This window comes from Sneathiella sp. D3-11, assembly GCF_055809395.1.
The window spans coordinates 2501-27729 of record NZ_CM147911.1 but is presented as its reverse complement, the minus strand read 5'-3'; the positions used below and the strand labels follow the sequence as shown (position 1 = coordinate 27729).

Sequence of the window (25229 nt, the reverse complement as noted above, 5' to 3'; positions counted from 1 at the left end):
CCTTTCGGGAGGAATAATTCCATGATGTCAATATCAAGACGGGCATTTAAAAAGGCGCTTCTCGGTGGCCTTGTCGCCCTTACCGCAATCGGGGGCACAACGCTCACGGCCGCCGCCGCCGACAAAATTACCGTCGGTGCACTCCGCTTCACGTCCCATGCACCGAGCTTTGTCGCATTCGAAAAAGGTTATTTCACCGACGAAGGATTGGAAGTCGAGTTCAAATTCTTCCAAGCCGCGCAGCCAATGGCCGTCGCCATTGCCTCAGGCGATGTGGATTTCGGCGTGACCGCCATATCAGGTGGTCTGATCAATCTCGCAGACAAGGGCGCGATCAAGGTAATCGGCGGCGCATTGCAGGAAGAACCCGGCATTGACGGGCAGATCATCCTCGTCTCCAAAGCCGCCTATGATGAGGGCGTCACCAGCCCGGCGAAATTGAAGGGCCGCAGCTTCGGCATCACGCAGGCCGGTTCCTCCTTCCATTACATGGCGTCAAAAATTGCCGAGAAGGAAGGTTTTTCCACATCTGATATGAAACTGGTTTCGTTGCAAAAAGTTGGCGCGATCATCGGTGCCCTCAAATCAGGACAGGTCGATAGCTGGTCCATCGTGCCGCATATCGCGAAGGCTCTCGCCAAGGGTCCTGCCGTTGTCCAGATCGGCATGGTTGCCGATTACATCCCTAACTATCAGGTGACCACGGTCTTTACCTCGACCGAAAATGCAGAAACAAAACCCGATCTCGTGAAGCGTTTCCTGGCCGCCTTCTCCAAGGGCGCGGATGACTTCAATGCTGCCCTTGTCGACAAGACCGCAGGTGAAGAAGGTGCCACCGCCATGGTGGAGCTGATCCATAAATATGTCTATGCTGACCGGCCGATCGAGAAGGCAGGCCCGTCTATTCGAAATGGTGCCATGCGTGTCAACAAAGGGGCCGCACTTAACCTTACCAATGTGACGGACCAGCTTAACTGGTTCAAATCAGAAGGTCTGGTCAAGGACAGCATCACAATCGAAACTTTGGTCAACACCGACTATGTCGAGACCTTCTAAATAGCCGATGGACCTCAGTCTTCGCCATATCACTCACCGCTATGATGAGGTTGAGGTCCTTCGCGATATCAATCTGGATATCGAACAGGGGCAGATTGTCTGCATTATCGGGCCGTCGGGCTGCGGGAAGTCAACGCTTCTTCGTATGATTGGCGGTCTGGAGCGCCCGGCCTCGGGGGAGGTTTTGCAACTTGGCGAACCGCCGGCAGACTGCCTCAATCCCCTCACCTATATTTTTCAGGATTTCGCGCTTCTCCCCTGGCGGACGGTGGAAGGAAACATCAGCCTCGTGCTAGAGAACCACCCCCTCGATGCCGCCGCGCGCGAGGAGATCATTGCTGATGTGCTTGCCCGCACGAAACTGAGCGATTTCAGGAAGGCCTATCCCCGGCAGCTGTCCGGTGGCATGAAACAGCGCGTCGCCATTGCCCGCGCCCTCTCCGTCCGGCCCGCCGTCCTGCTGATGGATGAGCCGTTGTCCGCCCTCGATTCCCAGACGCGGGAACTGCTCATGGATGATCTTGTCGATTTGTGGGAAAAGGAAAACTATACCGCCGCTTACGTCACCCATAATCTTGCCGAGGCCGTGCGCTTGGGGCACAAGATTGTCGTCCTGTCCCGTCGACCCGGCGAGATCCGTGATATTGTAGAAATTGATATGCCCCTTTCCGCACGGACAACCGAGAATGCGGAGCTGGAGGCGATCCAGAAACGGCTCTGGAATCTGATGCGAAACGAGGCCCGCGCCGCCGATATGGAGCTTCTTGATGAGTGATAAAACTGTCGGCAATCAGATGACAGGGAAACCGGTTCCCTACCGCGGCGGCGGTTTTCTGCCGAAGTCGAGAAAAATCGTCGCGCCGATTGTTTTTATCCTGATTATAGCCTTCTGGGAATGGGGGTGCCGCACGGGCTTTATCAGCCCGCTGATCCTGCCTGCCCCGTCGGAGGCGTTTGATGCCTTTATGAATCTGGTGAATTCCGGCCTTCTCTGGCAGCATCTCGCGGCATCGTTACAAAGGCTCCTGATCGGCTGGTTCTCCGGCACCATGCTCGGCATTATCGTTGGCACTCTGATTGGGCTTTTTTCGCTTGCCCGATCCGGCCTGCAGCCACTCGTTTCGGCCATTTTCCCGATCCCGAAAATCGCGCTCCTGCCGCTCTTCATCATCTGGTTCGGCATTGGAGAGGGATCGAAAGTCGCCACCATCCTGTTCGGGACTTTCTTTCCGACGGTCATCGCCACCTATGGCGGGATCGATAATGTGGATCGCGGCCTGATCCGCATGGGACAGTCCTTTGGGCTTTCCCGCTTATCAATTATCCGGAAAATTATCCTGCCAGGTGCCCTGCCCGCCATTCTTTCCGGCGCGCGGATTTCCGCCGCCATCGCAATTATCCTGCTTGTCGCCGCGGAGATGATCGCCGCCGAATATGGTATCGGCGCCTACATCCTGATCGCGGGCAGCCTGATGGCGACTGACCAATTAATTACAGGCGTCGCGATCCTCTCTTGCATCGGTCTCATCTTCGCCTGGATCATCGGGAAAGCGGAAAAATACTTCTTGAAATGGCGGGCGTGATCTCTCCCGAGAACCCCCTCCGCAAACATGGATAAAGTTTGAGGAAAATCCTAAAAACGCCCGTTATTTTAACGCTTTCTCAACCATCAGGATGTCAAACTAGCACGTATTATGACTACTGCCTTGCAATATAAAGCGCGCCCGTCTCTGGTGCCGAGGAAGCAATCACTGACCGACATGGCCTATTCGGCCATCAAGGCGGAGATCAATACGGGTAAAATTCCGCTCGACAGCTTCATCAATATTCCAGAGATCGAACGCCAGCTCGACATGAGCCGGACTCCGATCCGGGAGGCCATGCTCCGCCTGCAGACGGAAAAAGTCGTTGAGATTGTGCCCAAGCGCGGCATTCGTATTCTTGCCTTAAGCGCCGTTGAACTCGCAGAGTATTATCAGGTTGTTGCCGGACTAGAAATGCAGGCCATCGGTAATATCTGTACCCGCAAGTTATCGCGGACCGATATCATGCCGCTTCTCTATTCACTATCCAGCGAGGAAACTGCGCTTCGAAGCGATAATGCCGATGCCTGGGCAGAGGCGGACGAGAAATTTCACCGCAGCCTGTTTATCCTGAACGGCAACACCAAACTGCAGGAAACAGGTCTTTCTTTCCGCGATATAATTCAACGGGCTAATTTTGAGGCAATGCGCCATATCGAGCACGAGCAGAAGGAGCGCTGTCTGCGCGATCATAACGAAATTAAGGAACTACTGCTTTCCGCCGATGAAAAACACGCACGGGAACGGTATCTAGATCACAGCAAATGGTTAAGTGCCTATATTACCGACAGCTTGAGAGATAAAGGTGTCACTCGCCTCTAGGAGGCCGTCGCCGTCGTTACTGAGTTTGTGGTTCCAGGCTGTTGCGCCACAGGAATTTTCACCACAAAATCTGACCCAATCCCCGCATAGGAATTGCAGGTAATCTTGCCGCCGAGGTTGCGCAATGTTTCCTGCACAGCATTGAGACCAATGCCAAGGCCGCCGCACATCTGCGCCGCGTTCTTCATCCGCACGCCGCGTTCAAAAATGCGCGGGATATCCTCTTCCTCGATCCCGATGCCGGTATCCTCGACCTTGAGGATCAGATACTCCCCCTCTATTGAAGAGGTGATCTTGATCGCTCCGCCCGGCTTGGTGTAATTAACCGCGTTGCTGACAAGGTTATTCAGGATGCGCTGAAGCTGCGCAGGAAAGTCAATTTCCCGCACCTCCGGCACATGATTGACCCAATTAAACATCAACTGATTATCCAGAATTGCTTTATCAAATTTCTCAAGTGTGGCGGAGACTGTCTCACTGATTTTCTGCGAAACCGGTCCATCCAGATTAAGCGCTAACCGTCCTTCTGTGACAGGATTGGAATGGGACATGAAGTTTCCGACATGAGATTTAAGCGATTGTGCAATATCGAGTGCCCGTCGCGCGAAATCCTTCTTGTCATCGCCGATATGCTCGGCGAATTCAGCCACCAAATCGTTGAATTTCTGGATATCACGGCGGATGGAGAGACTCCCATCTATCGTGTCGTTGGTCATCTTATGCTCAGCCTCATACAGGATACGTTCGCGAATTTTCAACTCCTTGCTTTGATCGAACAGCGCAACTATCCGCATCGTACCATCTCGGTTGGTCGAAAAATCGGCACGCACAGGCAGCTTGCGACCGCTTTGAAGTTCAATCTCTGTACTGATCCGCTTGGTGCGGCCGATGTCGAACGATAGCACCTCATTCAGAGGTACATCGGTTTCAATAATCTGCGCGAGCGATGCCCCGACGAGATTGGCAGGCTTTGTTTCCAGAAGCTGTGCAGCGGCCTTATTGCAATGACGAATAATCCTGTCGGGACCGGCGATCAAAAATGGCACCGTCGAATAATCAAGAAAGCTTTCAAGCAGTGACTTCGTTTCTGATTTTTCCTGCAACGCGCGGCGTTTCAAATATTCAAAGCGCAGACCCATTACCACTGCAATGGCAAGCAGCAGACCTATCGCAAACAGGGTTGTATAAAGAGATTGCAGATTGTCACGATCCTGATCCATTGCCCCCAGAACGAGGGTGCGGACTTCTGCTTTTTCCGCTTCATACAAATCCAGAATCTTGCGAAATGCGTTGAAGGCGGCCGTGTCATTGATGGAGATCGCCTTATCAATCTCGGCAATCGACTTGCCTTCTTCGCGGAGTTGATCAACCCGGTTGATGGAGACGAAATAGTCGCGCAAGATCGCATCAATCGCCAGCACTTCCGTCTCTACCTCTGCGCCAAAATGAGCGCGCAAGATATCTAACTCTTCGCGGGCATCGTCGAAATGTTCAAAAAAGCGGTCCTTATCCTCAGACTCACCACGCAGCAAATAATCCTTAAAGTTGTGGATCATGCTGTGGAAGCCGACGAGGCTCATAACCTGTTCATTGTTATTTGTTGTATCGACAAAATGCTGGTCCGCGTCGAGCCAACGGGCTGGCGCATTCAGGGAATAAACCTGATAAGTCCAGAAGAACAGAAGCGCAAAAAGCGCAGCGAGAAAGGCGAGAATAACGCCAAAATGCTTATGAAATTGCTCCGTCACGAGAAAATATCCTTACATCGATACGCAATACTAAAACGATGGTTACAGTGGTCCTGCAGATAATCTCTCAGGGAAGTATTAACATATCGTTAATTTGGGGAAATGACGGGATAAGGAATTTTCCAAGGCCCAAAATCTGTTGTATTTGGGATGCATTTTGGTAAAACTTTACCGAGTTTTACATTATCCAATACAATCGTGGCGAAACTGTGTTTTGAATCGGGTAATTCCCTGATTCCCGATCTAGATACATGTGGCACCATCGCGCATCAATCTATCTTTTCGCAAGAGACAGAATAACTGACGCGCCCCGTCCCCGTATCAGGCCATGACCGTTTCAATTTTTATTTCCGACATCAGGGTTTGATGCACCGGGCAGCGATCAGCAATTTCCATCAGACGGTCGCGCTGTTCATCCGATAATTCGCCGGTAAGTTCTATTTCCCGGGTCATGACATCGATTTTGCCCGTCTCTGTTTCGCAGTCATCACAATCCTCTGCATGTATCTTCTTGTGATGAAGACGTACCGCGACATTCTCCAGCGGCCATTTCTTGCGATCCGCATACATCCTGATCGTCATTGAGGTACAGGTGCCAAGGCCGGACAGCAATAAATCATAGGGTGACGGCCCACGGTTGGTTCCGCCATAATCAAACGGCTCATCAGCCAACAGGGAATGCCCGTTACTATCAACATATTGCAGGAATTTCTCTGGTGGGGCGCCCACAACAAGCGTATCCCCCTCCTGTCGTTTCAAGCCGGTTCTCGCCTTGCTTTGCGTGAGCTCCGGGATATAGCGCCGGGCCCAGCTTGTTATGACTTCCGCAACATATTGGGAGTCCTCTTTCCGGCTGAGTAAATGATCGGCCTTATCGAGGGAGATAAAGCTTTTCGGATGCTTGGCCGCAACAAAGATATTCGTCGCATTACTGATGCCAACGATATTGTCTGTCGGGCTGTGGAAAATCAGCAGGGCTTTTCGCAAATGATGGAGCTTTTCCGCCTGAGCCTGATCCTCGATATCCTCCAGGAACTGACGGCTGACATTGAACGGACGCCCGCCGATATCGACCTTGACCACGCCCTCTGATCTAATTTTTTCATGCTGATCGATGAAATGATGACCGACATGGGCCGGATCAAAGGGAGCCCCGATAGTGGCAACGGCTTTTGCCGATGGGATATCCGCCGCCGCGGCGAGCACCGCCGCCCCGCCAAGGCTATGCCCGATTAGCAGTTTTGGCGCGTCATACTTTTCGCCAAGGAATTCCGCAGCGTGGAGAAGATCGGCGATATTCGAGGTAAAGTTTGTATTCTCGAACTCCCCATCACTCTCCCCAAGACCAGTAAAATCAAACCGCAAGGTAGCAATCCCGAGATTTGCAAGCGCTGTCGAGACACGCGACGCGGCAAACACATCCTTCGAACAGGTAAAACAATGGGCAAAAAGCGCATACACCAGCGGTGTGCCGACGGGTAGGTCCAGCCGTGCCGCCAACATGCCACTTGTGCCCTTAAACATTACTTTTTCGGAGCGCATTTGCCTCTTCCTTCTTTTGTTCGGGTTATTCCCAGTAGGGATCCCTGAGTTCGCGTTTTACAACCTTGCCAAGCGCGTTGCGCGGGAACTCCGCAAGCAATTCCGCCCCGATGATGCGTTGGCTCTTGGCGAGCCGGTCATTGGCCCATTTAACTATTTCCACCGTATCTTCAACCCCGTCCCGCCCAATAAGAAGCGCGAGCGGCGTTTCTCCCCATTTTTCATGGGGCACGCCGATCACCGTCACATCCAGAACATCCGGATGCTCGCCGACTATCGCCTCGATATCCGCAGGGAAGATATTGAAACCGCCGGAGATAATCATGTCCTTCTTGCGGTCCATGATATAGAGATACCCGTCCTTGTCGATGCGGCCGATATCGCCGGAGCGGAGAAAGCTGCGCCCGTGACTGTCACGGACGACAATTGCCTCACTCAGGTCATCGCGCTTGTAGTATTCTTTCATCATGCCCGCGCCATATCCGCAAATCTCCCCAACCTCATCACGGGGTAGTTCATTGCCATCATCATCGAAAATTTTCAGATCAAAGCCCAACACGGGCTTGCCGACACTTCCAGGCTTGATCGCATGCATATCAGGGTGACACATGGACCCGAAGCCCTCGGAACAGCCATAAAGCTCGGTCAAGTTCAGGTCAGGCGCTTCAACACTTCCGCCTTTGTATCGGGCCGGAGCGGTGATCCCGCGCAGAGGACCGACTCCAGGGAACTCAGGTCATAGTCATCAAATTTTGGGTGATCCAGCGTGACGATGAATTGTGTCGGAACCATAAAGGTATGGGTGATCTTGTAGGTGACCGCTGTTTCCAGAAATGCCTCCGGGCTGAATTCCGGCATGATGACAAGCGTACCACCCAGGAACAGGATCGGCAGCATCATAAGCCAGGTGCCATTCGAGTAAAGCGAGGTTGTGGTCATTGCCACCGCATTTCTGTGAAAGCGAAGCTCAAGCGCATTGCTGTAGGACCAGTGCTGACGTGCGCGATGGGTCTGGACAATTCCCTTGGGCAGGCCCGTCGTGCCAGAGCTGTAGATGATATTGAAATCATCCTCCAGGCGATAATCAACCGTTGGCATCGCATCGGAGGCGTCGCCGAGAAAACTCTCAAAGCCAACCCAGCCATCGGCGGTAAAATCCGCGGCGATAAAATTCTTCGCCGGAATCTTCTTGAGCCGCTCCCGGATATCCGTGATGCGTTCAAGATAGCTCTCGGTGGCTATCAGAAGGCTCGCATCGCAATCATCGATCAGCACGGCGAGCTGTTCTGCCGTCAACAACCCGCTCAATGGTACTACGCAAGCCCCGGCCCGCGTGACGCCGAAGATGATCTCCACCGCCTCGATATTATTGCTGACCAGTACGGCGACCTTATCCCCCTGCCCGATGTTCCGATTAATCAGCGCATTGGCAATCCGGCTCATATTCTTGTCGAAATTGCCCCAGCTCCGCCGCTCGTTTCCGCAAATCAGGGCATCTTTATCCGGACTGAAGGTAGCGTGAGTGGACCAAAGGTCGGGCAGGAATATATTGGTATCGTCGATCGTGGTCATCTTTCCCCCATTCTTTTTATTCTAGTTTAGGGGATGATAGCCGAACGACGGGCCGCGTCAAAGCCTATGTCGTCATCATATCATCGCAAGAAATATGTGATGACTTAGCTTTCGTCGGCAAGAACCAGTTTTTTGAAAAGATCTTCAACCCCGGCACAAGGATCAAGACTGTCGAGAAACGATACAGGAAGGGCAGAGCTATCCAGCAGAGCCATCTCCCGTGCGGAATCAGCAACCGCATCAGGCGCGCTTAATTCAAGATCAACAGTTTCAGAGAAAGACAGCACAGCATTAATCTGCATAATGTCGAAAAGTTGATCAAGATCTATGCTGCTTTCCGCAATTTCCGGCAGGGCCTCATTGATAGAAAGTGACGACCGAGGCGCGTCCTCCGCTGTGGTAGTGGCCAGAACCAGATCAAGATCGAAAGTATCTTCCTCGGCATAGACGAAGTTGTCCATATCCCCAGGTTCTGAGTCAGCCAGAGACGCAAACGCAATGAATTCTTCGCCCTCATTCCCGAGCATATGAGAAAAATTCTTAATATTTTCGAAGGCCTCAAGGTCATGTTTTCCGGCAGAAATGAAAAGCGTATCGCTTTCATCATCCGAAAAAACAATCTCCTCGCCAATCTCATTCACTGACATTTTTCTATCCATAATATTCGTCGGTCAGCCTTACAACAGAAGACGGCCGGCAGACTATGAGTGTGAAAACAATATCGGAGGAGATTAGGATTTTCATACCTCATTCGGGGGATATGTTGAAAAAATAATAGAAAAAATTTTTAATAAAAATCAATGCATTAGTATCCATCTTTGAATCTATAATTAAATATATGTAAATATCACCATTCGGCGGGTAAATTCCCTTATAGAATCCGGACCTTACCGGTCCGGCGCATAATATGGTTAATTCATAGCGCGGAAATTTCTGGTCTCAAAGGATCACGCCAAGCAAATTTTTTTGCAGGAAAAATCTGTGTAAAATATCATAATAAACTCAGCCCAACCTAATTTCACAAATTGTTAACCTTTATTAACAACCGTTTTTTAATAACTTTTGTTGATCATCGGGGAATGTCAATTTAGATTAATAATCTGATGAGGTGTGTTGTGAGCCATAAACAGGATGCATTTGTTGCGATGAAAGCGATCTCTACCGTTAAAACTGCCCTGCGTATCAGCGTTATGGCCGCCGGCCTAAGTGTCGCGATTGCCCCCCTCGCCTCCACGGCGAACGCTGAAGTTGATAATCCCGATTATTTCAAGGTCAATATGAAGCCAGGGGCCACACTAAATGTTCGAAAAGACCCGTCTCTCAAGGGTAAAAAGATAGGTTCCCTGCCCGCCCAAACTGACGGCATTGTCAATCTGGGCTGCCATGTCGGTATGCCCTATCTTGAATGGCGCAATTCAACAACCGCCATTCGCAAGGTTGAGACTCGACGTAAATGGTGCAATATCCAGTATAATGGTATGGTTGGCTGGACGGCCGGTCAGTATCTCGAAGCTGACGGCGCAGACTAACTATTCCAGTACGGCAAGCGCGGCCTGAACAACGAACAGGTAACGCGCTGCCTTACCGAGGGTCACCAGCAGCAAGAAAAAACCAAAATGCACCCTCATGGCCCCGGCGACGATGGTCAGCGGGTCACCAAAGAACGGCGCCCAGGAAAGCAGCAACGTCCATTTCCCATAATGGTCGAACCACCCCACCGCCCGATCATATTGTTTCTCTTTCAGCGGGAACCATTTCCTGTCCTTGAAATGAGTGAAGTACCGGCCAAGAATCCAGTTCACGACCGATCCCAACACATTCCCGATCACCGCAACGGTAAACAACAGGACGGGCAGGCCCTGTCCTTCATTCAGGAGCAGCACCATTGCCGCCTCTGACGTGCCGGGCAGGATCGTTGCCGAGAGTAAAGCGCTGAAAAACAGGCTCACATAAGCGGTCAAATCGCTCATTCAGTTAAAATTACGATTTGGCTGGTTGCCGCTGCGCTGTCAGATGTTTTCGCGATTCCTCGCTCCATTTTCCAATTGGTTTGCTGATATCCTTGCCGACTTCATACCCCCGCCGGAGGGCAGGCCGGGATTTCAGGGTGTCATACCAACGGCGGATATTGGGAAACTCGCCGAGGTCAATCTCCTGCCGCTTATAGGTAATGATCCAGGGCCAGCAGGCCATATCGGCGATGGAATACTCCCCGCAGATATAATCCCGCCCTTCCAGCCGGGTATTCAGCACGTCAAAAAGCCGGAGTGCCTCCGTTGAGTAGCGTTCCTGCGCGTAAGGGATTTGTTCAGGCGCATAGAACTTGAAATGCCCGTTCTGGCCGAGCATTGGGCCAAGACCGCCCATCTGCCACATTACCCATTCAATCACTTCCTTGCGGCCCCGAATATCACTTGGCATGAATTTGCCCGTCTTCTCCGCGAGATAGATCAGGATCGCACCGGTCTCAAAGACAGAAATCGGTTCCCCACCGTCGGCCGGGTCCTGATCGATGATGGCGGGCATGCGGTTGTTCGGGCTGATTTTAAGGAAATCCGGCTCGAACTGTTCACCCTTCCCGATATTCACCGGGACGACGCGGTAGTCGATGTCCATTTCTTCAAGCGCGATGGAAATTTTCCAGCCGTTCGGTGTGGGCCAGTAATAAAGATCAATCATTTTAATACCTTATATATCTTTATTATTATTTTAGTTTCGCTTCAATAAGCGGGAACCGATCATTGCCGAAATACATATCCGTGCCGTCAAGGAACATGGTCGGCGTGCCGTAGCCGCCGCGCTCGATCACTTCCGTGGTATTGTCCTTCAGCATATCCTTGTATTTTTGGTCATTGATCTTGTCGTAGAATTCGAACTTGTCGAGCCCGACATTGGCAATAATACCGTTCAATTCCTCTTCCTGAGAAATATCTGCGCCTTCGCTCCAATAGCGTTCAAACACCCGGCGGGCATAAGGAACGAGGCAATCCTCCTCTATCGCGACGAAAGCGCCACGCATGGCTTTCACGCTATTGACGGGGAAAACCTTCAGATCGGATGCCGGAATGATCTTGATGCCAACATACTCGGCCCAGTCTTGCAGGTCCTTCTTGCCATAACGCTGCTTCGGGATCACCGGGTTCTCTCGCGATGCATAAACCGAAGGGTTTACCGTATTGAATACGCCCCCCACCAGAAATGGCCGATAGGCTACCTCAAGATCAGGATGGCGCGTCAGCATTTGCTGTAGGCTTTCAAAAGCCAGATACGTCCAGGGGCTGGAACAATCAAAGAAAAATTCAAGTTTATGCATGGGGTCGGTCCCTTCTATTTATTTTTTTATCCGCTTGCGCCGTGATCCTAACATAGTAACATTATTGGATAAAAAACAAGACGCTGAAAAAAAGGAAGTTGTTATATGCAGAAGCGACCGCTTGGAAGTGACGGATTGATGGTGGGGGCTGTTGGCCTTGGCTGTATGAGTTTTGCAGGTTTTTACGGGGCAACTGACATCAAGGAAAGCCATGCGACGCTGGCGAAAGCCATGGATCTCGGGGTTGATTTTCTCGATACGTCCAATGTCTATGGTGCGGGTAAGTCGGAAGAGGTTATCGGCGCCTTCATCAAGGACCATCCGAACTTCTTCAAGATTGCGACCAAGGGCGGCATCAAACGTGAACCCGGCGCTACGGAACGCACATTTGACAATAGTGAAGACTACTTACGCGGTGAACTTGAGAAATCGCTCAAGCGCCTTGGTGTCGAACATGTTGAACTCTACTATATCCATCGGCAGGACCAGACCCGCCCGGTTGAGGAAGTGGTTGAAACGCTCGTCAAGTTCAAGAAGGAAGGCAAGATCGGCGGTTTCGGCTTTTCAGAGATTGCGCCGACCACCCTTCGCCGTGCTCATGCGGTGCATCCGGTCATGGCCGTACAAAGCGAATACTCCCTCTGGACCAGAATGCCCGAACTTGGCATGGTGCAGGCCTGTCAGGAACTCGGGGTCACCTTCGTTCCTTTCTCTCCCGTCGGACGCGGCATCTTCAGCCAGAACCCCCTCGACCCATCGACCTTCAAGGACACGGATTTCAGGAAGAACAATCCCCGCTTTATCGAGCCGAACTTCACCTACAACATGAAGGCACTTGAACCTTTCAACGCCATGGCCGCGGATAAGGGCGTTACGCCTGCCACCCTCGCTATTGCCTGGGTACTCGCGCAGGATGGCGATATGGTCCCGATCCCTGGCACAAGAAGTGCGGATCACTTGCAGGAATGCGCAGAGGCGGATGCCATGAATCTCACGGCGTCTGATCTGGCGGAGATTGAGAAAATCCTCCCCGTCGGTTTCGCTCATGGCGCCCGCTATACCCATAACCAGCTCTGGGGGACGGCTGTTTACGGTTAGCCGCTAACTCCGGCAGTTAAACTCCGCCCAGAGCGGGTAGTGATCGGACAGGCGGTGCTGTTTCGTAGCGTTGGTGAAATCTGTCTCGGTATAGATCAACGGCACGAAATCAAAACTGCCTGCCGTCACATAGTCGAGATTAAGCTTCCGCTTGCCGCCACTTTCAAACCAGGCAACCTGGTCATAATATTTCTTAAGTTGCGGATCGTTATCTTTCGCGAAAATGGAGCGCTTTACGCCATGAAGCTCAGGCGGAACGGTCAGACCGCTGCTCGTAAACGCCTGCCAAAGTGCATCGCCATGGCGGTCGATGTTAAAGTCACCGAGGGCGATAAAATTCTGTCCATAGGAAGTCGCCTGTCCCGCCCATTCATAGAGCCATTCGGCGATGCCTGTCAGCTCCGGGATACGGCCCGCTGAATTCGCGCCAAAATCAACATGCAGCGTGGTCAGAATAAAGGTATCCTTGCCCGCAATGAAGCTGACCGCATAGGGCGTGCGGGCGAACTGGCGCTGCAATGCGCCACTCCCGATGACACCATCTTCGGGGATGACAAGTTCACCGGCGAGCCCGGAAAGCTGCACCCGACGGCTATCGAAGATAAAGCCCATGCGCTCGCTATTCCCCGCGTCGCCACGGGTGACATCCGTCATCAGAAATTGCCAGTCGGAGCCAAGTGTCTTCATCATGGTGCGAAGTGCCTTTAAGTCCCCCTTTATCTCTTGAAGGGCTATGACATCAAAGCGCGAGATAATTTCGGTAATCGCCCAGAGGCCGCGACAATCCCGTTTCGGACTGTCATCATCGCCGGCCAGCCATTTTTCGGTGAGAGAGGAAAAGGCCTTGATATTCCAGGTCGCGATCAGCAGATTGCGGCTCACGTCCCTTTTGCCGGTACATCGAGATCGAGCTTTTGGCGCAAGGTCTCCATCTCGCTCCGGATAGGGTTCGGAACATTCGCATTGCGCCAGGACGGTAAGGGCTCGGACATCTGGTTTTCTCCTCAATCAAGGACCCTCATAATGAGGGGGAACAGAGACAAATTTCAACAGAAAGAGGAAAATTTAAACCAGCATCCAAAATTAGGGCCCTTTAAACACTTTATCCCTATGTTAAAATCCCTATGATGGCCGCCATTATGTATATTTAAGGGAAGTAAATGCCGGATACTGAAAATCGCAGCATTGTGCTGTTATGTGTGCTTGCTATCTTTGTCGGAGTTATCGCCGGTATCGGGGCATGGATTTTCCGGTTGTTGATCGGCTTTTTCCACAATCTCCTCTTTTTGCAGAAATTCGATTTCCATTATGACGCCAATATTCACACCGCCACAGATATTTGGGGCGCGTGGGTCATTCTTGTGCCTGTGGTTGGCGCGGTCGGCGTCGCCTGGCTAGTCAAGACCTTCGCGCCGGAGGCCAAGGGTCATGGCGTGCCTGAGGTAATGGACGCAATCTATTATAACGGCGGACATATCCGGCCCGTTGTCGTGGTCGTGAAATCCATCGCGTCCGCCCTCTCCATCGGCAGCGGCGGTGCCATCGGACGGGAGGGGCCTATCATCCAGATTGGCGCCACCTTCGGCTCTATGATGGGAAGCTGGGTTTCCATGCCTGCGCATCAGCGGGTTATCCTCGTAGCGGCGGGGGCCGGCGCCGGAATTGCCGCTACCTTCAACGCGCCACTTGGCGGCATATTGTTTGCGGTCGAACTGTTGCTGGTATCCGTCAGCGCACAGAGTATTTTTCTTGTCGTCACATCGACAATTTTGGCCACCTATATCGGGCGACAACTTCTGAGTATGACCCCAAGCTTCGATGTGCCCGCGTTACAGATCCCTGAATTCGGGATTGGCGCAAACTGGGGCCTGATCCTGTTCCTGCCGTTCGGCCTCATTTGCGGTGTTGCGGCCACGGTCTTCGTGCGGGCTATCTATTGGGCAGAAGACAAATTCGACGCCATGCCCGGCAATTATTACAGCCGCCATATGCTGGGTATGGGGCTGGTCGGGGTGATGATCTATCTTATGCAGCTTTATGCCGGGCATTTCTATGTGCAGGGCGTTGGCTATGCGACCATTCTGGATGTCCTGACAAATGCCCTCTCTGATCCGTGGTTCCTGCTGCTGTTGTTCGTCCTGAAAATGATTGCGACCTGCCTGACGCTCGGTTCCGGCGCCTCCGGCGGCGTGTTCTCACCCTCGCTATTTATGGGAGCGACTTTGGGCGCGGCCTTCGGCAGTGTTATGCATATGATCTTTCCGGTACTTGACGTTGGTATCCCGGTCTTCGCGATTGCCGGTATGGCAGCGATGATTGGCTCAACCACAGGCGCAATTTTTACCAGCGTCGTCATGCTGGCGGAGATGACAGGCGACCACAACACTGTTTTGCCAACCATCCTCACAGCGGCCTCCGCCTATGTAGTGCGCCGACATTTATCTCCGGCCAGTATCTATACCCTTAAGCTTAATCGGCGCGGTCATGCGGTACCGGAAGGCATGAATTCTGCGTTCCTGGCGGCGAAAAAGGTCAAAGATATCATGACCCGTACCTTTATCGTCCTGACGGAGGGTGATATTCCACCCAATAGTCCCGGTATCTTTGTCTGGACACGGGAAGGACGGATCATCAAGACAGAGCGGCGCTTTGTTGATAAGACCCGTCCAGAGGAAACTCTCTCTGTCGGCAAGCCGGAAAATTACGTCATTGTCGCCGAGACAGACGGTATGATTGACGTACTGCAAATTCTTGACCAGAACAAAGCCGATATCGCGCTCGTATCGACGGCCCCGAATGCGCAAACCGCGGCGGACCTCGTCGGGGTGGTCACGGTGACAGAAATTTCAAACGCCCTGAAAGACGCCGCAATCCTGCAATAGGGTCAAAAAGCCTCTGCGCGAGCGCTATTCCAGTCGTTCTGATAGCTTGGCCGGATTGTATCCGAAAGCAATTCCCGTTCATCAAGATACTCATAGATCTGATCGGTCGACAGTTCTGTATGATCGGCAACCCGCTGGAATATATGATGCGGAGTCAGATCTTCGGGATCGTCAAGACCGATGGCTCCCAATAACTCGCGGAAACTCTCAATCGTCGCGTCATGATAGTTGGCGACATGCTCCCGCCGGGTTGGGATATCCACGGCGCGTGCGCGCGTTTGATCCTGCGTGGCGATCCCTGTCGGGCATGTATTGGTATTACAGCGGAGCGATTGGATACAACCAAGCGCAAACATCATCGGCCGCGCGACATTACACATATCCGCGCCAAGGGCTATTTTTTCCATCAGGTCGAAACCGGTGACGACCTTACCGCTGGCGATGATGCGGATTTCTTTGCGAAGACCAATTCCGACCAGGCAGTTATGAACGAAAATCAATGCCTCATCGATGGGAACGCCAAGACGGTTGGAAAATTCAAGTGGGGCCGCACCGGTGCCGCCTTCTGCCCCGTCAACGGTGATGAAATCAGGCTGAATACCGGTTTTCAGAATGGCTTTACAGATGCCCATAAATTCACTGCGACGTCCAATGCAGAGCTTGAACCCGACAGGTTTGCCATCGGTCATGTTCCGCAATTCCTCCATGAAATGAAGCAGTCCCTCCGGCGAGGAAAATGCGGAATGAGCAGGAGGAGAAAGAACATCCTTACCCATGGGCACACCGCGAATTTTAGAGATTTCCTCATCCACCTTAGCCGCAGGTAATACTCCGCCATGAGCCGGCTTCGCCCCCTGGCTGAGTTTAATCTCGATCATCTTGACCACGTCGCGATTTGCGGCGGCCTTGAATTTCTCGGGATCAAAATTCCCCTCCGCCGTGCGGCAACCGAAATAGCCGGTGCCAATCTGCCAAATGATATGCCCACCCCCCGCGAGATGATACGGGCTGAGCCCCCTTCCCCCGTGTTGTGAGCAAAACCACCTATTTTCGCGCCGGCGTTGAGCGCATGGATCGCGTTTGCGCTGAGCGCGCCAAAGCTCATGGCGGAAATATTCAGGCGTGACGCATTATAAGGTTTCTTGCACTGCGGACCGCCGACAAGAACTCTGCCCTTACTCGGATCGACATGCTTGGGTGCCAGCGAGTGGCTTGCCCGCTGATACCCGACATCGGTGATGTCCCATTGCGTCCCGAAAGGCTGGGTATCCAGACCCCGGTTCGCGCGCGCATAAACAAGGTTGCGTTGCTGCCGATTATAGGGACGACCGCTTTCGTTGGTCTCAATAAAATACTGTTGAATTTCCGGGCTGATAAATTCAAATGCGTATCGCAAATGACCAATCACCGGATAATTTCTGAGGACGTTATGATGCGCGAAATGCATGTCATAAAAGCCCAGCAGGATATAGGGGATCAGCACCCAAAGCAGATGAATGACCGGCGGCCAGAAAAACTGCACGAGAAAGATCAGGAGCAATCCTGCTACGGATATTCCGAAAAAATATTACGTGCCATGATGCGCCGCCCCTGTCCCTGTTTTGACCAATTTCTCGGAAAGTAACCCGTCAGTCGAAGACCTGTCCATGCTTGAACTGTTCATCCTGGCCCGCCGCCGCAGTAAGCGCCGCGACATTGTCCTTGGTGAAAAAGCCGTCAAAGCCATGGCATCGCTCGACATATTCCGTGATCAGGATGGTATTTTTTGAATGTTTCGAGAATATCTGCTTCAGGTTTGGCTCATCCTTGCACTCGCCAACGACATGGGCAAGAAAAGCCACGCCCTTCTCTTTCAGCGCATCCACAACAAAATCGACATTCTTTTCGCCCGTCGCATGATCGCCGTCCTGTACCTCAATCGCAATATGATGCATCCGTCGACCGTAGTTCCGGACGAAAGTCTCCGTCGGCATGGGCCGGTTCTCGAAGCTATTCACGAAGGAAGGCGTATTGTTGGCGGTAAAAACCTTGGCCGGGGAAAGCTTGTCATCCATGACCGAGCCATTACGACTGACGTTGGTCGATGAATTCATATCCATGATATTATAGGCACCCCAGAAATAATAAGGCACATGGGTGAGGAATTCGAGAATAGCATCTTCCCGGTCTGCTGCGAGAATACGGGTCGCCATATGATCCACCCCGAGGAGAAGCTCGCCAACACCCGAGCTTTCGGAGAATGCTGCCGCCGCCTCAAGCTGTGCCTGCTCCGTTGCGGACAGTTCATACCGCCCGCCGAGGCCCAAACTGTCCGGATTGTTAAAATCATGACCGCTGTAGCCAATGCGATTGCCGGTAAAATCCGACGGCATGGTGAAGAGAAATCCATCGGCGGCATAGAAAGGATTTTCAACCTCGCCCTGATACTCAAATCTTGCGGCCTGATCTTCAAGGGTCTTGCGAATTTCGTCGTTATTTCTGCTTTCGTAAATTTCCCCGACGTAACGGCTGTGAGGGGTTGCGCGCGACAGCGGATACATCCTGTTGACGCGGGTGATATATTCCTCGAATGCACCGCTTAAAGGCTCCATCAGGATCAAGGCAGGAAAGACGGGGCGACTGTGGAGCACATGAAACTTATGGGTTTCGCCGATATAACTCGCCGCGTGGCGATAGGGGGTCATCTCGTAAAGTTCAATCATCGTCGCAAGGCTGGTTCCCGGATCCACCTGCGTGACCAAGCAGCGCATATTACCGACAAGATCCTCGATCCCGCTGGATTTACGTCGTTCAAATATTTTCAGGCGGAACTCATCAAAGAATTCTGAATTCTTCTTGTCCCCTTTTGGCTGATACCCTGCGTAATCGAATGCCATAAAATAACCCTCTATAAATCCGTGTTTTAAGTCAGTTTTTTGTATGCGGGTGTCCAGACCGCTGCCTCAATGCAGCGCTCTAGCTCCGCATCGCTCCGCCCTGGGGCGACCTTGTCGGCTACGGCCTGCTTGGCAACAGCAACCGCGACTGCCTTGCTAACACTTCGAATGTCGGAGACCGGCGGCAACAGGGGGGCGGTTGGATCCGTCAGCGCTGGTGACAGCGCCGCAAGCGCCTTTGATGACGCCATGAACATGTTATCTGTGACACGCGTTGCCTCACAGGCAAGCACGCCAAGGCCGACGCCCGGAAAAATATAGGTATTGTTGCTCTGGGCAATGTGATGGCTCACGCCTTTATAGGTCACCGGATCGAACGGGCTCCCCGTCCCGATCAGCGCCTTGCCATCGGTCCATTCAAGAATATCCGCTGGCACAGCCTCCGCCCTTGATGTCGGGTTGGAGAGCGGGAAGATAATCGGCCGCTCCGTATTCTTTGCCATTTCGCGGATAATCTCTTCGGTAAAGAGGCCATGCTGCCCCGATACGCCAATAAGAATATCCGGCATCCCGTTTTTCACCACATCCATCAGGCTGATGCTGCCGTCATCCGCGCTCGACCATGGAGGCAACGCTTCCATGATCCTGCGTGAGCCGCTGCTGGAATTCCATCAGCCCATTCATATCACTGTGTAAAAGACCGTAGCGATCGACCATATAGATATGCTTCCGGGCCTCCGCCTCCGATAACCCTTCATCCATCATAATGCGGATAAGCTGCTCAGCAATGCCCGCGCCCGCCGAACCTGCGCCTAGGAAGGCGATATGATGGGCCGAAAGTGGCTTGCCCAGCATCTTGCAGGCCGCCAGCAAGGTACCCGCCGCAACGGCCGCCGTCCCCTGAATGTCATCATTATAAGTGCAGAGTTGATCGCGGTATTTAGCGAGCAACGGCTCCGCATGTGGCTGGGCAAAATCCTCGAACTGCAAGAGAACCTTTGGCCATTTGCGTTTCACCGCCTGCACGAACTGATCAACAAAGGCAAAATAGTCATCGCCGCTGATCCGTTCATGCCGCCAACCGATATAGAGCGGATCGTTGAGCCGTTCCTGATTGTTGGTCCCGACATCGAGAATAATCGGTAAGGTAACAGAGGGATCCACCCCGCCCGCCGCAGTATAGAGCGCGAGCTTGCCGATGGGAATTCCCATGCCTCCGGTTCCCTGATCGCCAAGGCCGAGAATACGCTCTCCATCGGTGACGACAATTGCCTCGACTGTTTCGTTCATCGCGTTATCGAGTATTTTATCGATTTCATCCCGATGCGGATATGAAATGAACAATCCGCGCGGACGTCGGTAAATCTCGCTGAATTTTTCGCACGCCTCCCCTACCACCGGGGTGTAAATCAATGGCATCATTTCCGCCACATGGCTAATCACCAGATTATAGAAAAGTACCTCATTCGTATCCTGAAGCGCGCGGAGATAGATATGCCGTTCCAGATCGGTATCTTTCGCCTTGAGCGCGTCATATGCGCGGTCCGTCTGTTCCTGAAGGGTTTCAACATGCGGCGGCAACAGGCCAAGCAGGCCGTATTTTTCTCGTTCCTCAACAGTAAAAGCCGTGCCCTTGTTCAGAATTGGTTCGTCCAGCAACTCAACACCGATTGGGACTACATCAGGAATACTCACCACTTTTCCTCCGTCTCACCCCATATTTGAGGCATAAATCTTGTCATTTTTCATCAACGCTACTATAGCCGCGTCAATTTACCGATAGCAAGTTGGCCGAGAAGAAAAGCCATAGGGGCGACTTGTGCAGATACGTTATAAATCTTGGGTTCTAATCAACTCGATAATATCACTGATTGCTTCGGAGTTTGCCTTGTAAATACTCCAAGAAGCACCCTCACACGGATTTATAGTGACATCAATATCTGAAGATAGTTCCATGTCAGACGAATAGATTTTTGTCTTATGTATGTTGAAAGGCTCGGCATTCCCATTTTTTGGAACGACACTTCCTTTGATTATGACATCCGCCTGACATTTGCCGGAAACAAGTCCTGTCTGAAAGCATTTAATGTTAGTCCGGGCTGAGGAGGCCGTCACCTTTACGTCAGACGTGCTCGGATCATCCAAGACACCGTTTTTATCGACTTCTTGTAATCTGTCTTCAAGATCCTTTGACAAATTCACATGATAATCATAGGCGCTGCAAATAAACCCCAGAAGCTTGGCATCATGATCGAACATTTCTTTCTTCTCAATACCAATATCCAAATTAGAGGCCTGTACTTCCGGTGTACTAATTAGCCCTTTGTCTAAATTGCCAAATTGCGACTTATCCACGGTATAACCGCAGCCTGCCAATAATGTAATCGTTGCGAAAGTAGCCCAGTATCTATTCATTTTGGATAGGCTCCGTTATCTTCATCATGCGTTGAACTTTGTTCTGCCTTCTCAAATCCGAGTTCATCGCCAATTATATTGGCAAACTTCTTTGAAAGTTGTTCCCGAACACGCCCGCCCCGTACTGCAATACCTAAAAGGCCTGCATGACCTTCGAATACGTCAACATATAGTTCCGTTAGAAGCTCACCTGTTTTGGTATCATAAACATTTACAGAACCAACGAGCTGATCTGTATCCCCGGTTAACCAGATCATTCCGCGATGAGCAAGTTTCAGATTATCTATTTCAATTTTAACGTCGGCCGCGAGATCCTGGTCCGTATCTCTTAATTCCAGTTGTTCCTTTACAATATTCGTCATCACTTCCTTCAGGGGCTTGAATTCCTCATTGTTTTCCTTGCCCTCTTCGATCCCATCGGCACGAATTTCTTCATCAGCCTCCATAATTGTCGCCTTGGAAAGCTCGCTATACGTAACTTCCACTGACTGAACATCAATCTTGCCACGATTGTTTTCACTTAGGGGGGTGACAACATTTGTCGGATTAACACATGCCGCTAAACCTAATCCGAGTAAAATTAAAATGAGCAGACGCATAACAAGCTTCATCCTTCTTCGAAAAAATTTATTAAGACGCTAGATTATTATTTATTCAACATAAAGTTGAATATCAGAAAAAAATACTCATGAATAGAAAAAATCGCCATAATTGTGAGGAATTTGGTCTAAATAGTTAGACTGAGTAAATAGCATTTGTATGGGATAAATTTAGTTCTGAGTGCAGGATTTACTCTGGATTATGCTTCGCCCTGCTCCTGCGCGCTTGCGGCGAACCTCGGAAAGCTCTTATAGGCCCTTACTTAAGCTTCTTTGTAGCGGTTATCCCAGCCACCGAACAAAAAAGGGTCCCTGAAGGGACCCTTTTTAATTTGGTTGCGGGGGTAGGATTTGAACCTACGACCTTCAGGTTATGAGCCTGACGAGCTACCGGGCTGCTCCACCCCGCGGTAATTTTGTTGTACTGGAAGGGGTTTGATGTCCTTCCGGTTAGCGGTGTGTTGCCCGGTTTACTTGCTGGCTTCCGGCTGGTTGCCTACAGGCCGGGCTGCTCCACCCCGCGGTAATTTTGTTTTTGCCTCAATCGCCGGCGGGAACATCCGTTCCCTTGGCCTTGCCTCGGCTTGCGCCTCGGATCCGTATCCTTTCTGACGCGGTGAGGTTTTACAATTTCAAAGGCTGTGCCTTTGGCAGGTCGCGACTGCGGCCCGGGCAGATGCCCGAGAAGCCTGAGCCCACGGAGGTGGGCGGTCGGCGTCTGAGGCTTTTGATCTTATAAAGAGGAGCTTCTGTTTTTTGCAGGCCTGGCGGCGACCTACTCTTCCGTGCCTTAAGACAAAGTACCATCGGCGCTGGGAGTTTTCACGACCGAGTTCGGGATGGGATCGGGTGCAGGCCTCCCGCCATAGCCACCAGGCCGGCAAAAAGCAGAAGTTATGAATACATCCTTGAATGTGTTTTGATTTTGTTACTGATCTTATTTCCAAAGCGATGCCTCGGAATGAGATCATAAAATCCGTAGTGTTCAGTCTAATCTGACTACTGTGCATGATGAAGCACTAAGATCAAACCGATCGAGTGATTAGTACTGGTCAGCTCCATATGTTGCCATACGTCCACCTCCAGCCTATCAACGTGGTGGTCTTCCACGGCTCTCAAGGGATATCTGGTTTTGAGGGGGCTTCCCGCTTAGATGCTTTCAGCGGTTATCCCGTCCGTACTTAGCTACCCTGCAGTGCCACGGGCGTGACAACAGGTCCACCAGAGGTACGTCCACCCCGGTCCTCTCGTACTAGGGGCAGCTCCTCTCAAATATCCTACACCCACGGCAGATAGGGACCGAACTGTCTCACGACGTTCTAAACCCAGCTCACGTACCTCTTTAATTGGCGAACAGCCAAACCCTTGGGACCTGCTCCAGCCCCAGGATGAGATGAGCCGACATCGAGGTGCCAAACAATGCCGTCGATATGGACTCTTGGGCATTATCAGCCTGTTATCCCCGGCGTACCTTTTATCCGTTGAGCGATGGCCCTTCCACACGGGACCACCGGATCACTATGACCGACTTTCGTCTCTGCTCGACTTGTCAGTCTCGCAGTCAGGCTGGCTTATGCCATTGCACTCATCAGCTGATTTCCGACCAGCTTGAGCCAACCATCGCGCGCCTCCGTTACCATTTAGGAGGCGACCGCCCCAGTCAAACTACCCACCATGCAGGGTCCCGGAACCGGATAACGGTCCTCGGTTAGATATCAAAAGTCAAAAGGGTGGTATTTCAAAGGTGCCTCCACAATAACTGGCGTCACTGCTTCAAAGGCTCCCACCTATTCTACACATTCAAATCCTGATACCACTGCAAAGCTATAGTAAAGGTGCACGGGGTCTTTCCGTCTAACCGCGGGTACTCCGCATCTTCACGGAGAGTTCAATTTCGCTGAGCCTATGTTGGAGACAGCGGGGAAGTCGTTACGCCATTCGTGCAGGTCGGAACTTACCCGACAAGGAATTTCGCTACCTTAGGACCGTTATAGTTACGGCCGCCGTTTACTGGGGCTTCGATTCGCAGCTCTCACCGCTCCTCTTAACCTTCCAGCACCGGGCAGGCGTCAGACCCTATACGTCGTCTTGCGACTTCGCAGAGTCCTATGTTTTTAATAAACAGTCGCCACCCCCAAGTCTGTGCCACCTCCCATTGGTTGCCCAAAGAGAGGTACCCCTTCTCCCGAAGTTACGGGGTCATTTTGCCGAGTTCCTTCAACATAGTTCTCTCAAACGTCTCGGTATACTCTACCAGTCCACCTGTGTCGGTTTGGGGTACGGTCTATAATGATGGAGCTATTTCCTGGAACAGGTTCACAGCAGGTCCAATCCAATAAGGACCCACAATTTACCCCATTCGTCACTACCATCAGGTTGAGGAATATTAACCTCATTCCCATCGACTACGGCTTTCGCCCTCGCCTTAGGGGCCGACTCACCCTGCGCAGATTAGCTTTACGCAGGAACCCTTGGACTTTCGACGTGAGTGTTTCTCACACTCATCTCGCTACTCATGTCAGCATTCTCACTTCCGATACCTCCAGGCAACCTCGCGGTTACCCTTCACAGGCTTACGGAACGCTCCGCTACCACTCAACTCAAAGAGTTGAATCCGCAGCTTCGGTGCATGGCTTTAGCCCCGGTACATCTTCGGCGCAGGCCGGCTTAAATTTAGACCAGTGAGCTATTACGCTTTCTTTAAAGGGTGGCTGCTTCTAAGCCAACCTCCTGGTTGTTTTGGCCTTCCCACATCCTTTCCCACTTAGCCATGACTTAGGGACCTTAGCTGGCGGTCTGGGCTGTTTCCCTCTCGGCAATGGATCTTAGCACCCACTGCCTGTCTGCCTTGCTGCATTCTTCGGTATTCGGAGTTTGGTTAGGTTTGGTAAGTCGTTGGGACCCCCTAGCCCATCCAGTGCTCTACCCCCGAAGATGATACAAGACGCTCTACCTAAATAGATTTCGCGGAGAACCAGCTATTTCCGAGTTTGATTGGCCTTTCACCCCTAGCCACAAGTCATCCCCCAACTTTTCAACGTTGGTGGGTTCGGTCCTCCAGTGCATGTTACTGCACCTTCAACCTGCTCATGGCTAGATCACCCGGTTTCGGGTCTAATCCCTGCAACTAAATCGCCCTATTCAGACTCGCTTTCGCTGCGCCTACACCTATCGGCTTAAGCTTGCTGCAAAGATTAACTCGCTGACCCATTATACAAAAGGTACGCCGTCACCCCATAAAGAGGCTCCGACTGATTGTAGGCATCCGGTTTCAAGGTCTCTTTCACTCCCCTTGTCGGGGTGCTTTTCACCTTTCCCTCACGGTACTTGTTCACTATCGGTCGCATAGGAGTACTTAGGCTTGGAGGGTGGTCCCCCCACGTTCAGACAGAATTTCTCGTGTTCCGCCCTACTCAAGGACCTTATCCAACATTACCCATACGGGGCTATCACCCACTCTGGCCAGCCTTTCCAGGCTGTTCTGGTTGTTTGAATAAGGCCACTGGCCTGGTCCGCGTTCGCTCGCCACTACTAACGGAGTCTCGGTTGATGTCCTTTCCTCTGGCTACTTAGATGTTTCAGTTCACCAGGTTCGCTTCGCTATCCTATATATTCAGATAGCGATACCGCTAATGCGGTGGGTTTCCCCATTCGGATATCTTCGGATCAAAGTTTGCTTGCAACTCCCCGAAGCTTTTCGCAGCATGCCACGTCCTTCATCGC

19 protein-coding genes, 1 tRNA gene, 2 rRNA genes and 2 pseudogenes (1 of these 24 cut by a window edge) are annotated in these 25229 nt (G+C 51.9%); 7 read left to right on the top strand and 17 right to left on the bottom strand.

Features of this window, described 5'->3' with window-relative positions; genetic code table 11:
- The first annotated feature begins 21 nt into the window (after positions 1 to 21).
- The 4 genes from AC0L73_RS00135 (at position 22) to AC0L73_RS00120 (ending at position 3461) form a co-directional block, all read left to right on the top strand.
- Positions 22 to 1056: an ABC transporter substrate-binding protein gene (locus tag AC0L73_RS00135; protein WP_473654553.1), complete on the top strand. Its 1035-nt coding sequence runs from the start codon at positions 22 to 24 to the stop codon at positions 1054 to 1056.
- 7 nt (positions 1057 to 1063) lie between these two features.
- Complete coding sequence (locus AC0L73_RS00130) at positions 1064 to 1831, top strand: ABC transporter ATP-binding protein (RefSeq protein ID WP_473654552.1); 768 nt, start codon at positions 1064 to 1066, stop codon at positions 1829 to 1831.
- Positions 1824 to 2639, top strand: a complete 816-nt coding sequence (locus AC0L73_RS00125; protein ID WP_473654551.1) for an ABC transporter permease — start codon at positions 1824 to 1826, stop codon at positions 2637 to 2639. Before AC0L73_RS00130 ends, AC0L73_RS00125 begins: the two co-directional genes overlap by 8 nt.
- A 111-nt stretch (positions 2640 to 2750) precedes the next feature.
- Entirely contained in the window at positions 2751 to 3461 is a 711-nt protein-coding gene (locus AC0L73_RS00120) for a GntR family transcriptional regulator (protein WP_473654550.1), read from the top strand.
- Here AC0L73_RS00120 and AC0L73_RS00115 read toward each other — a convergent pair.
- The 5 genes from AC0L73_RS00115 to AC0L73_RS00095 all read right to left on the bottom strand — a co-directional run bounded on the left by AC0L73_RS00115 (position 3458) and on the right by AC0L73_RS00095 (position 8970).
- Positions 3458 to 5209 (bottom strand): sensor histidine kinase, encoded by a 1752-nt coding sequence (locus AC0L73_RS00115; protein WP_473654549.1) that lies wholly within the window; start codon positions 5207 to 5209, stop codon positions 3458 to 3460. The genes AC0L73_RS00120 and AC0L73_RS00115 overlap by 4 nt on opposite strands.
- A gap of 321 nt (positions 5210 to 5530) precedes the next feature.
- Positions 5531 to 6751, bottom strand: coding sequence for a bifunctional alpha/beta hydrolase/OsmC family protein (locus AC0L73_RS00110; RefSeq protein ID WP_473654548.1), 1221 nt, complete (start codon positions 6749 to 6751; stop codon positions 5531 to 5533).
- 25 nt (positions 6752 to 6776) lie between these two features.
- A complete protein-coding gene (locus AC0L73_RS00105) occupies positions 6777 to 7400 on the bottom strand; it encodes a class I adenylate-forming enzyme family protein (RefSeq protein ID WP_473654547.1) in 624 nt (207 codons plus the stop codon).
- A 2-nt stretch (positions 7401 to 7402) separates the two neighbouring features.
- A complete protein-coding gene (locus tag AC0L73_RS00100) occupies positions 7403 to 8323 on the bottom strand; it encodes a class I adenylate-forming enzyme family protein (protein WP_473654546.1) in 921 nt (306 codons plus the stop codon).
- A gap of 104 nt (positions 8324 to 8427) precedes the next feature.
- A complete protein-coding gene (locus AC0L73_RS00095; RefSeq protein WP_473654545.1) occupies positions 8428 to 8970 on the bottom strand; it encodes a hypothetical protein in 543 nt (180 codons plus the stop codon).
- A gap of 468 nt (positions 8971 to 9438) precedes the next feature.
- Here AC0L73_RS00095 and AC0L73_RS00090 point away from each other — a divergent pair, with 468 nt between their 5' ends.
- Entirely contained in the window at positions 9439 to 9852 is a 414-nt protein-coding gene (locus AC0L73_RS00090) for an SH3 domain-containing protein (protein ID WP_473654544.1), read from the top strand.
- On the opposite strand, the gene AC0L73_RS00085 is transcribed toward AC0L73_RS00090, so the two are convergent.
- The 3 genes from AC0L73_RS00085 to AC0L73_RS00075 are packed head-to-tail and all read right to left on the bottom strand — an operon-like array spanning position 9853 to position 11636.
- Positions 9853 to 10293 carry a YqaA family protein gene (locus AC0L73_RS00085; protein WP_227951939.1) on the bottom strand — a complete coding sequence of 147 codons (441 nt, stop codon included), beginning with the start codon at positions 10291 to 10293 and terminating at the stop codon, positions 9853 to 9855.
- A 10-nt stretch (positions 10294 to 10303) separates the two neighbouring features.
- Positions 10304 to 11002: a glutathione S-transferase N-terminal domain-containing protein gene (locus tag AC0L73_RS00080; protein ID WP_473654543.1), complete on the bottom strand. Its 699-nt coding sequence runs from the start codon at positions 11000 to 11002 to the stop codon at positions 10304 to 10306.
- A gap of 25 nt (positions 11003 to 11027) precedes the next feature.
- Positions 11028 to 11636 carry a 2-hydroxychromene-2-carboxylate isomerase gene (locus tag AC0L73_RS00075; RefSeq protein ID WP_227951937.1) on the bottom strand — a complete coding sequence of 203 codons (609 nt, stop codon included), beginning with the start codon at positions 11634 to 11636 and terminating at the stop codon, positions 11028 to 11030.
- 105 nt (positions 11637 to 11741) lie between these two features.
- On the opposite strand from AC0L73_RS00075, the gene AC0L73_RS00070 reads away from it, so the two are divergent.
- The gene (locus AC0L73_RS00070; RefSeq protein WP_473654542.1) at positions 11742 to 12734 is read left to right on the top strand and encodes an aldo/keto reductase; all 993 of its coding nucleotides are present in this window, start codon (positions 11742 to 11744) and stop codon (positions 12732 to 12734) included.
- A 3-nt stretch (positions 12735 to 12737) separates the two neighbouring features.
- Here AC0L73_RS00070 and AC0L73_RS00065 read toward each other — a convergent pair whose 3' ends face one another.
- Positions 12738 to 13616 carry an endonuclease/exonuclease/phosphatase family protein gene (locus tag AC0L73_RS00065; RefSeq protein ID WP_473654541.1) on the bottom strand — a complete coding sequence of 293 codons (879 nt, stop codon included), beginning with the start codon at positions 13614 to 13616 and terminating at the stop codon, positions 12738 to 12740.
- Between the two features lie 278 nt (positions 13617 to 13894).
- Here AC0L73_RS00065 and AC0L73_RS00060 point away from each other — a divergent pair, with 278 nt between their 5' ends.
- Positions 13895 to 15616: a chloride channel protein gene (locus AC0L73_RS00060; RefSeq protein ID WP_227951934.1), complete on the top strand. Its 1722-nt coding sequence runs from the start codon at positions 13895 to 13897 to the stop codon at positions 15614 to 15616.
- A gap of 2 nt (positions 15617 to 15618) precedes the next feature.
- Here the strand turns inward: AC0L73_RS00060 and AC0L73_RS00055 are convergent.
- From AC0L73_RS00055 to AC0L73_RS00020, 8 genes and pseudogenes are all read right to left on the bottom strand, one after another.
- Positions 15619 to 16721: pseudogene (locus AC0L73_RS00055) on the bottom strand (FMN-binding glutamate synthase family protein).
- Positions 16722 to 17244: 523 nt separating this feature from the next.
- Positions 17245 to 18492: a hypothetical protein gene (locus tag AC0L73_RS00050; RefSeq protein ID WP_473654540.1), complete on the bottom strand. Its 1248-nt coding sequence runs from the start codon at positions 18490 to 18492 to the stop codon at positions 17245 to 17247.
- A gap of 26 nt (positions 18493 to 18518) precedes the next feature.
- A pseudogene (locus tag AC0L73_RS00045) lies at positions 18519 to 20190 on the bottom strand (NAD-dependent malic enzyme).
- 132 nt (positions 20191 to 20322) lie between these two features.
- The gene (locus AC0L73_RS00040; protein ID WP_473654539.1) at positions 20323 to 20907 is read right to left on the bottom strand and encodes a hypothetical protein; all 585 of its coding nucleotides are present in this window, start codon (positions 20905 to 20907) and stop codon (positions 20323 to 20325) included.
- On the bottom strand, positions 20904 to 21506 hold the full coding sequence (locus AC0L73_RS00035) for a hypothetical protein (protein ID WP_473654538.1): 603 nt from the start codon (positions 21504 to 21506) through the stop codon (positions 20904 to 20906). Before AC0L73_RS00035 ends, AC0L73_RS00040 begins: the two co-directional genes overlap by 4 nt.
- A gap of 333 nt (positions 21507 to 21839) precedes the next feature.
- Positions 21840 to 21916: transfer RNA gene (locus tag AC0L73_RS00030), tRNA-Met, on the bottom strand.
- Between the two features lie 352 nt (positions 21917 to 22268).
- Positions 22269 to 22383, bottom strand: a 5S ribosomal RNA gene (gene rrf, locus AC0L73_RS00025).
- A gap of 144 nt (positions 22384 to 22527) precedes the next feature.
- A 23S ribosomal RNA gene (locus AC0L73_RS00020) occupies positions 22528 to 25229 on the bottom strand (it continues 46 nt past the right edge of the window).

Coding starts and splice junctions, on each gene's coding strand:
- AC0L73_RS00040 (WP_473654539.1), bottom strand. CDS start 20,907: ATGAATAGATACTGGGCTACTTTCGCAACGATTACATTATTGGCAGGC.
- AC0L73_RS00080 (WP_473654543.1), bottom strand. CDS start 11,002: ATGATTGATCTTTATTACTGGCCCACACCGAACGGCTGGAAAATTTCC.
- AC0L73_RS00035 (WP_473654538.1), bottom strand. CDS start 21,506: ATGCGTCTGCTCATTTTAATTTTACTCGGATTAGGTTTAGCGGCATGT.
- AC0L73_RS00120 (WP_473654550.1), top strand. CDS start 2,751: ATGACTACTGCCTTGCAATATAAAGCGCGCCCGTCTCTGGTGCCGAGG.
- AC0L73_RS00060 (WP_227951934.1), top strand. CDS start 13,895: ATGCCGGATACTGAAAATCGCAGCATTGTGCTGTTATGTGTGCTTGCT.
- AC0L73_RS00125 (WP_473654551.1), top strand. CDS start 1,824: ATGAGTGATAAAACTGTCGGCAATCAGATGACAGGGAAACCGGTTCCC.
- AC0L73_RS00085 (WP_227951939.1), bottom strand. CDS start 10,293: ATGAGCGATTTGACCGCTTATGTGAGCCTGTTTTTCAGCGCTTTACTC.
- AC0L73_RS00110 (WP_473654548.1), bottom strand. CDS start 6,751: ATGCGCTCCGAAAAAGTAATGTTTAAGGGCACAAGTGGCATGTTGGCG.
- AC0L73_RS00095 (WP_473654545.1), bottom strand. CDS start 8,970: ATGTCAGTGAATGAGATTGGCGAGGAGATTGTTTTTTCGGATGATGAA.
- AC0L73_RS00050 (WP_473654540.1), bottom strand. CDS start 18,492: ATGGCATTCGATTACGCAGGGTATCAGCCAAAAGGGGACAAGAAGAAT.
- AC0L73_RS00100 (WP_473654546.1), bottom strand. CDS start 8,323: ATGACCACGATCGACGATACCAATATATTCCTGCCCGACCTTTGGTCC.
- AC0L73_RS00075 (WP_227951937.1), bottom strand. CDS start 11,636: ATGCATAAACTTGAATTTTTCTTTGATTGTTCCAGCCCCTGGACGTAT.
- AC0L73_RS00130 (WP_473654552.1), top strand. CDS start 1,064: ATGGACCTCAGTCTTCGCCATATCACTCACCGCTATGATGAGGTTGAG.
- AC0L73_RS00135 (WP_473654553.1), top strand. CDS start 22: ATGATGTCAATATCAAGACGGGCATTTAAAAAGGCGCTTCTCGGTGGC.
- AC0L73_RS00070 (WP_473654542.1), top strand. CDS start 11,742: ATGCAGAAGCGACCGCTTGGAAGTGACGGATTGATGGTGGGGGCTGTT.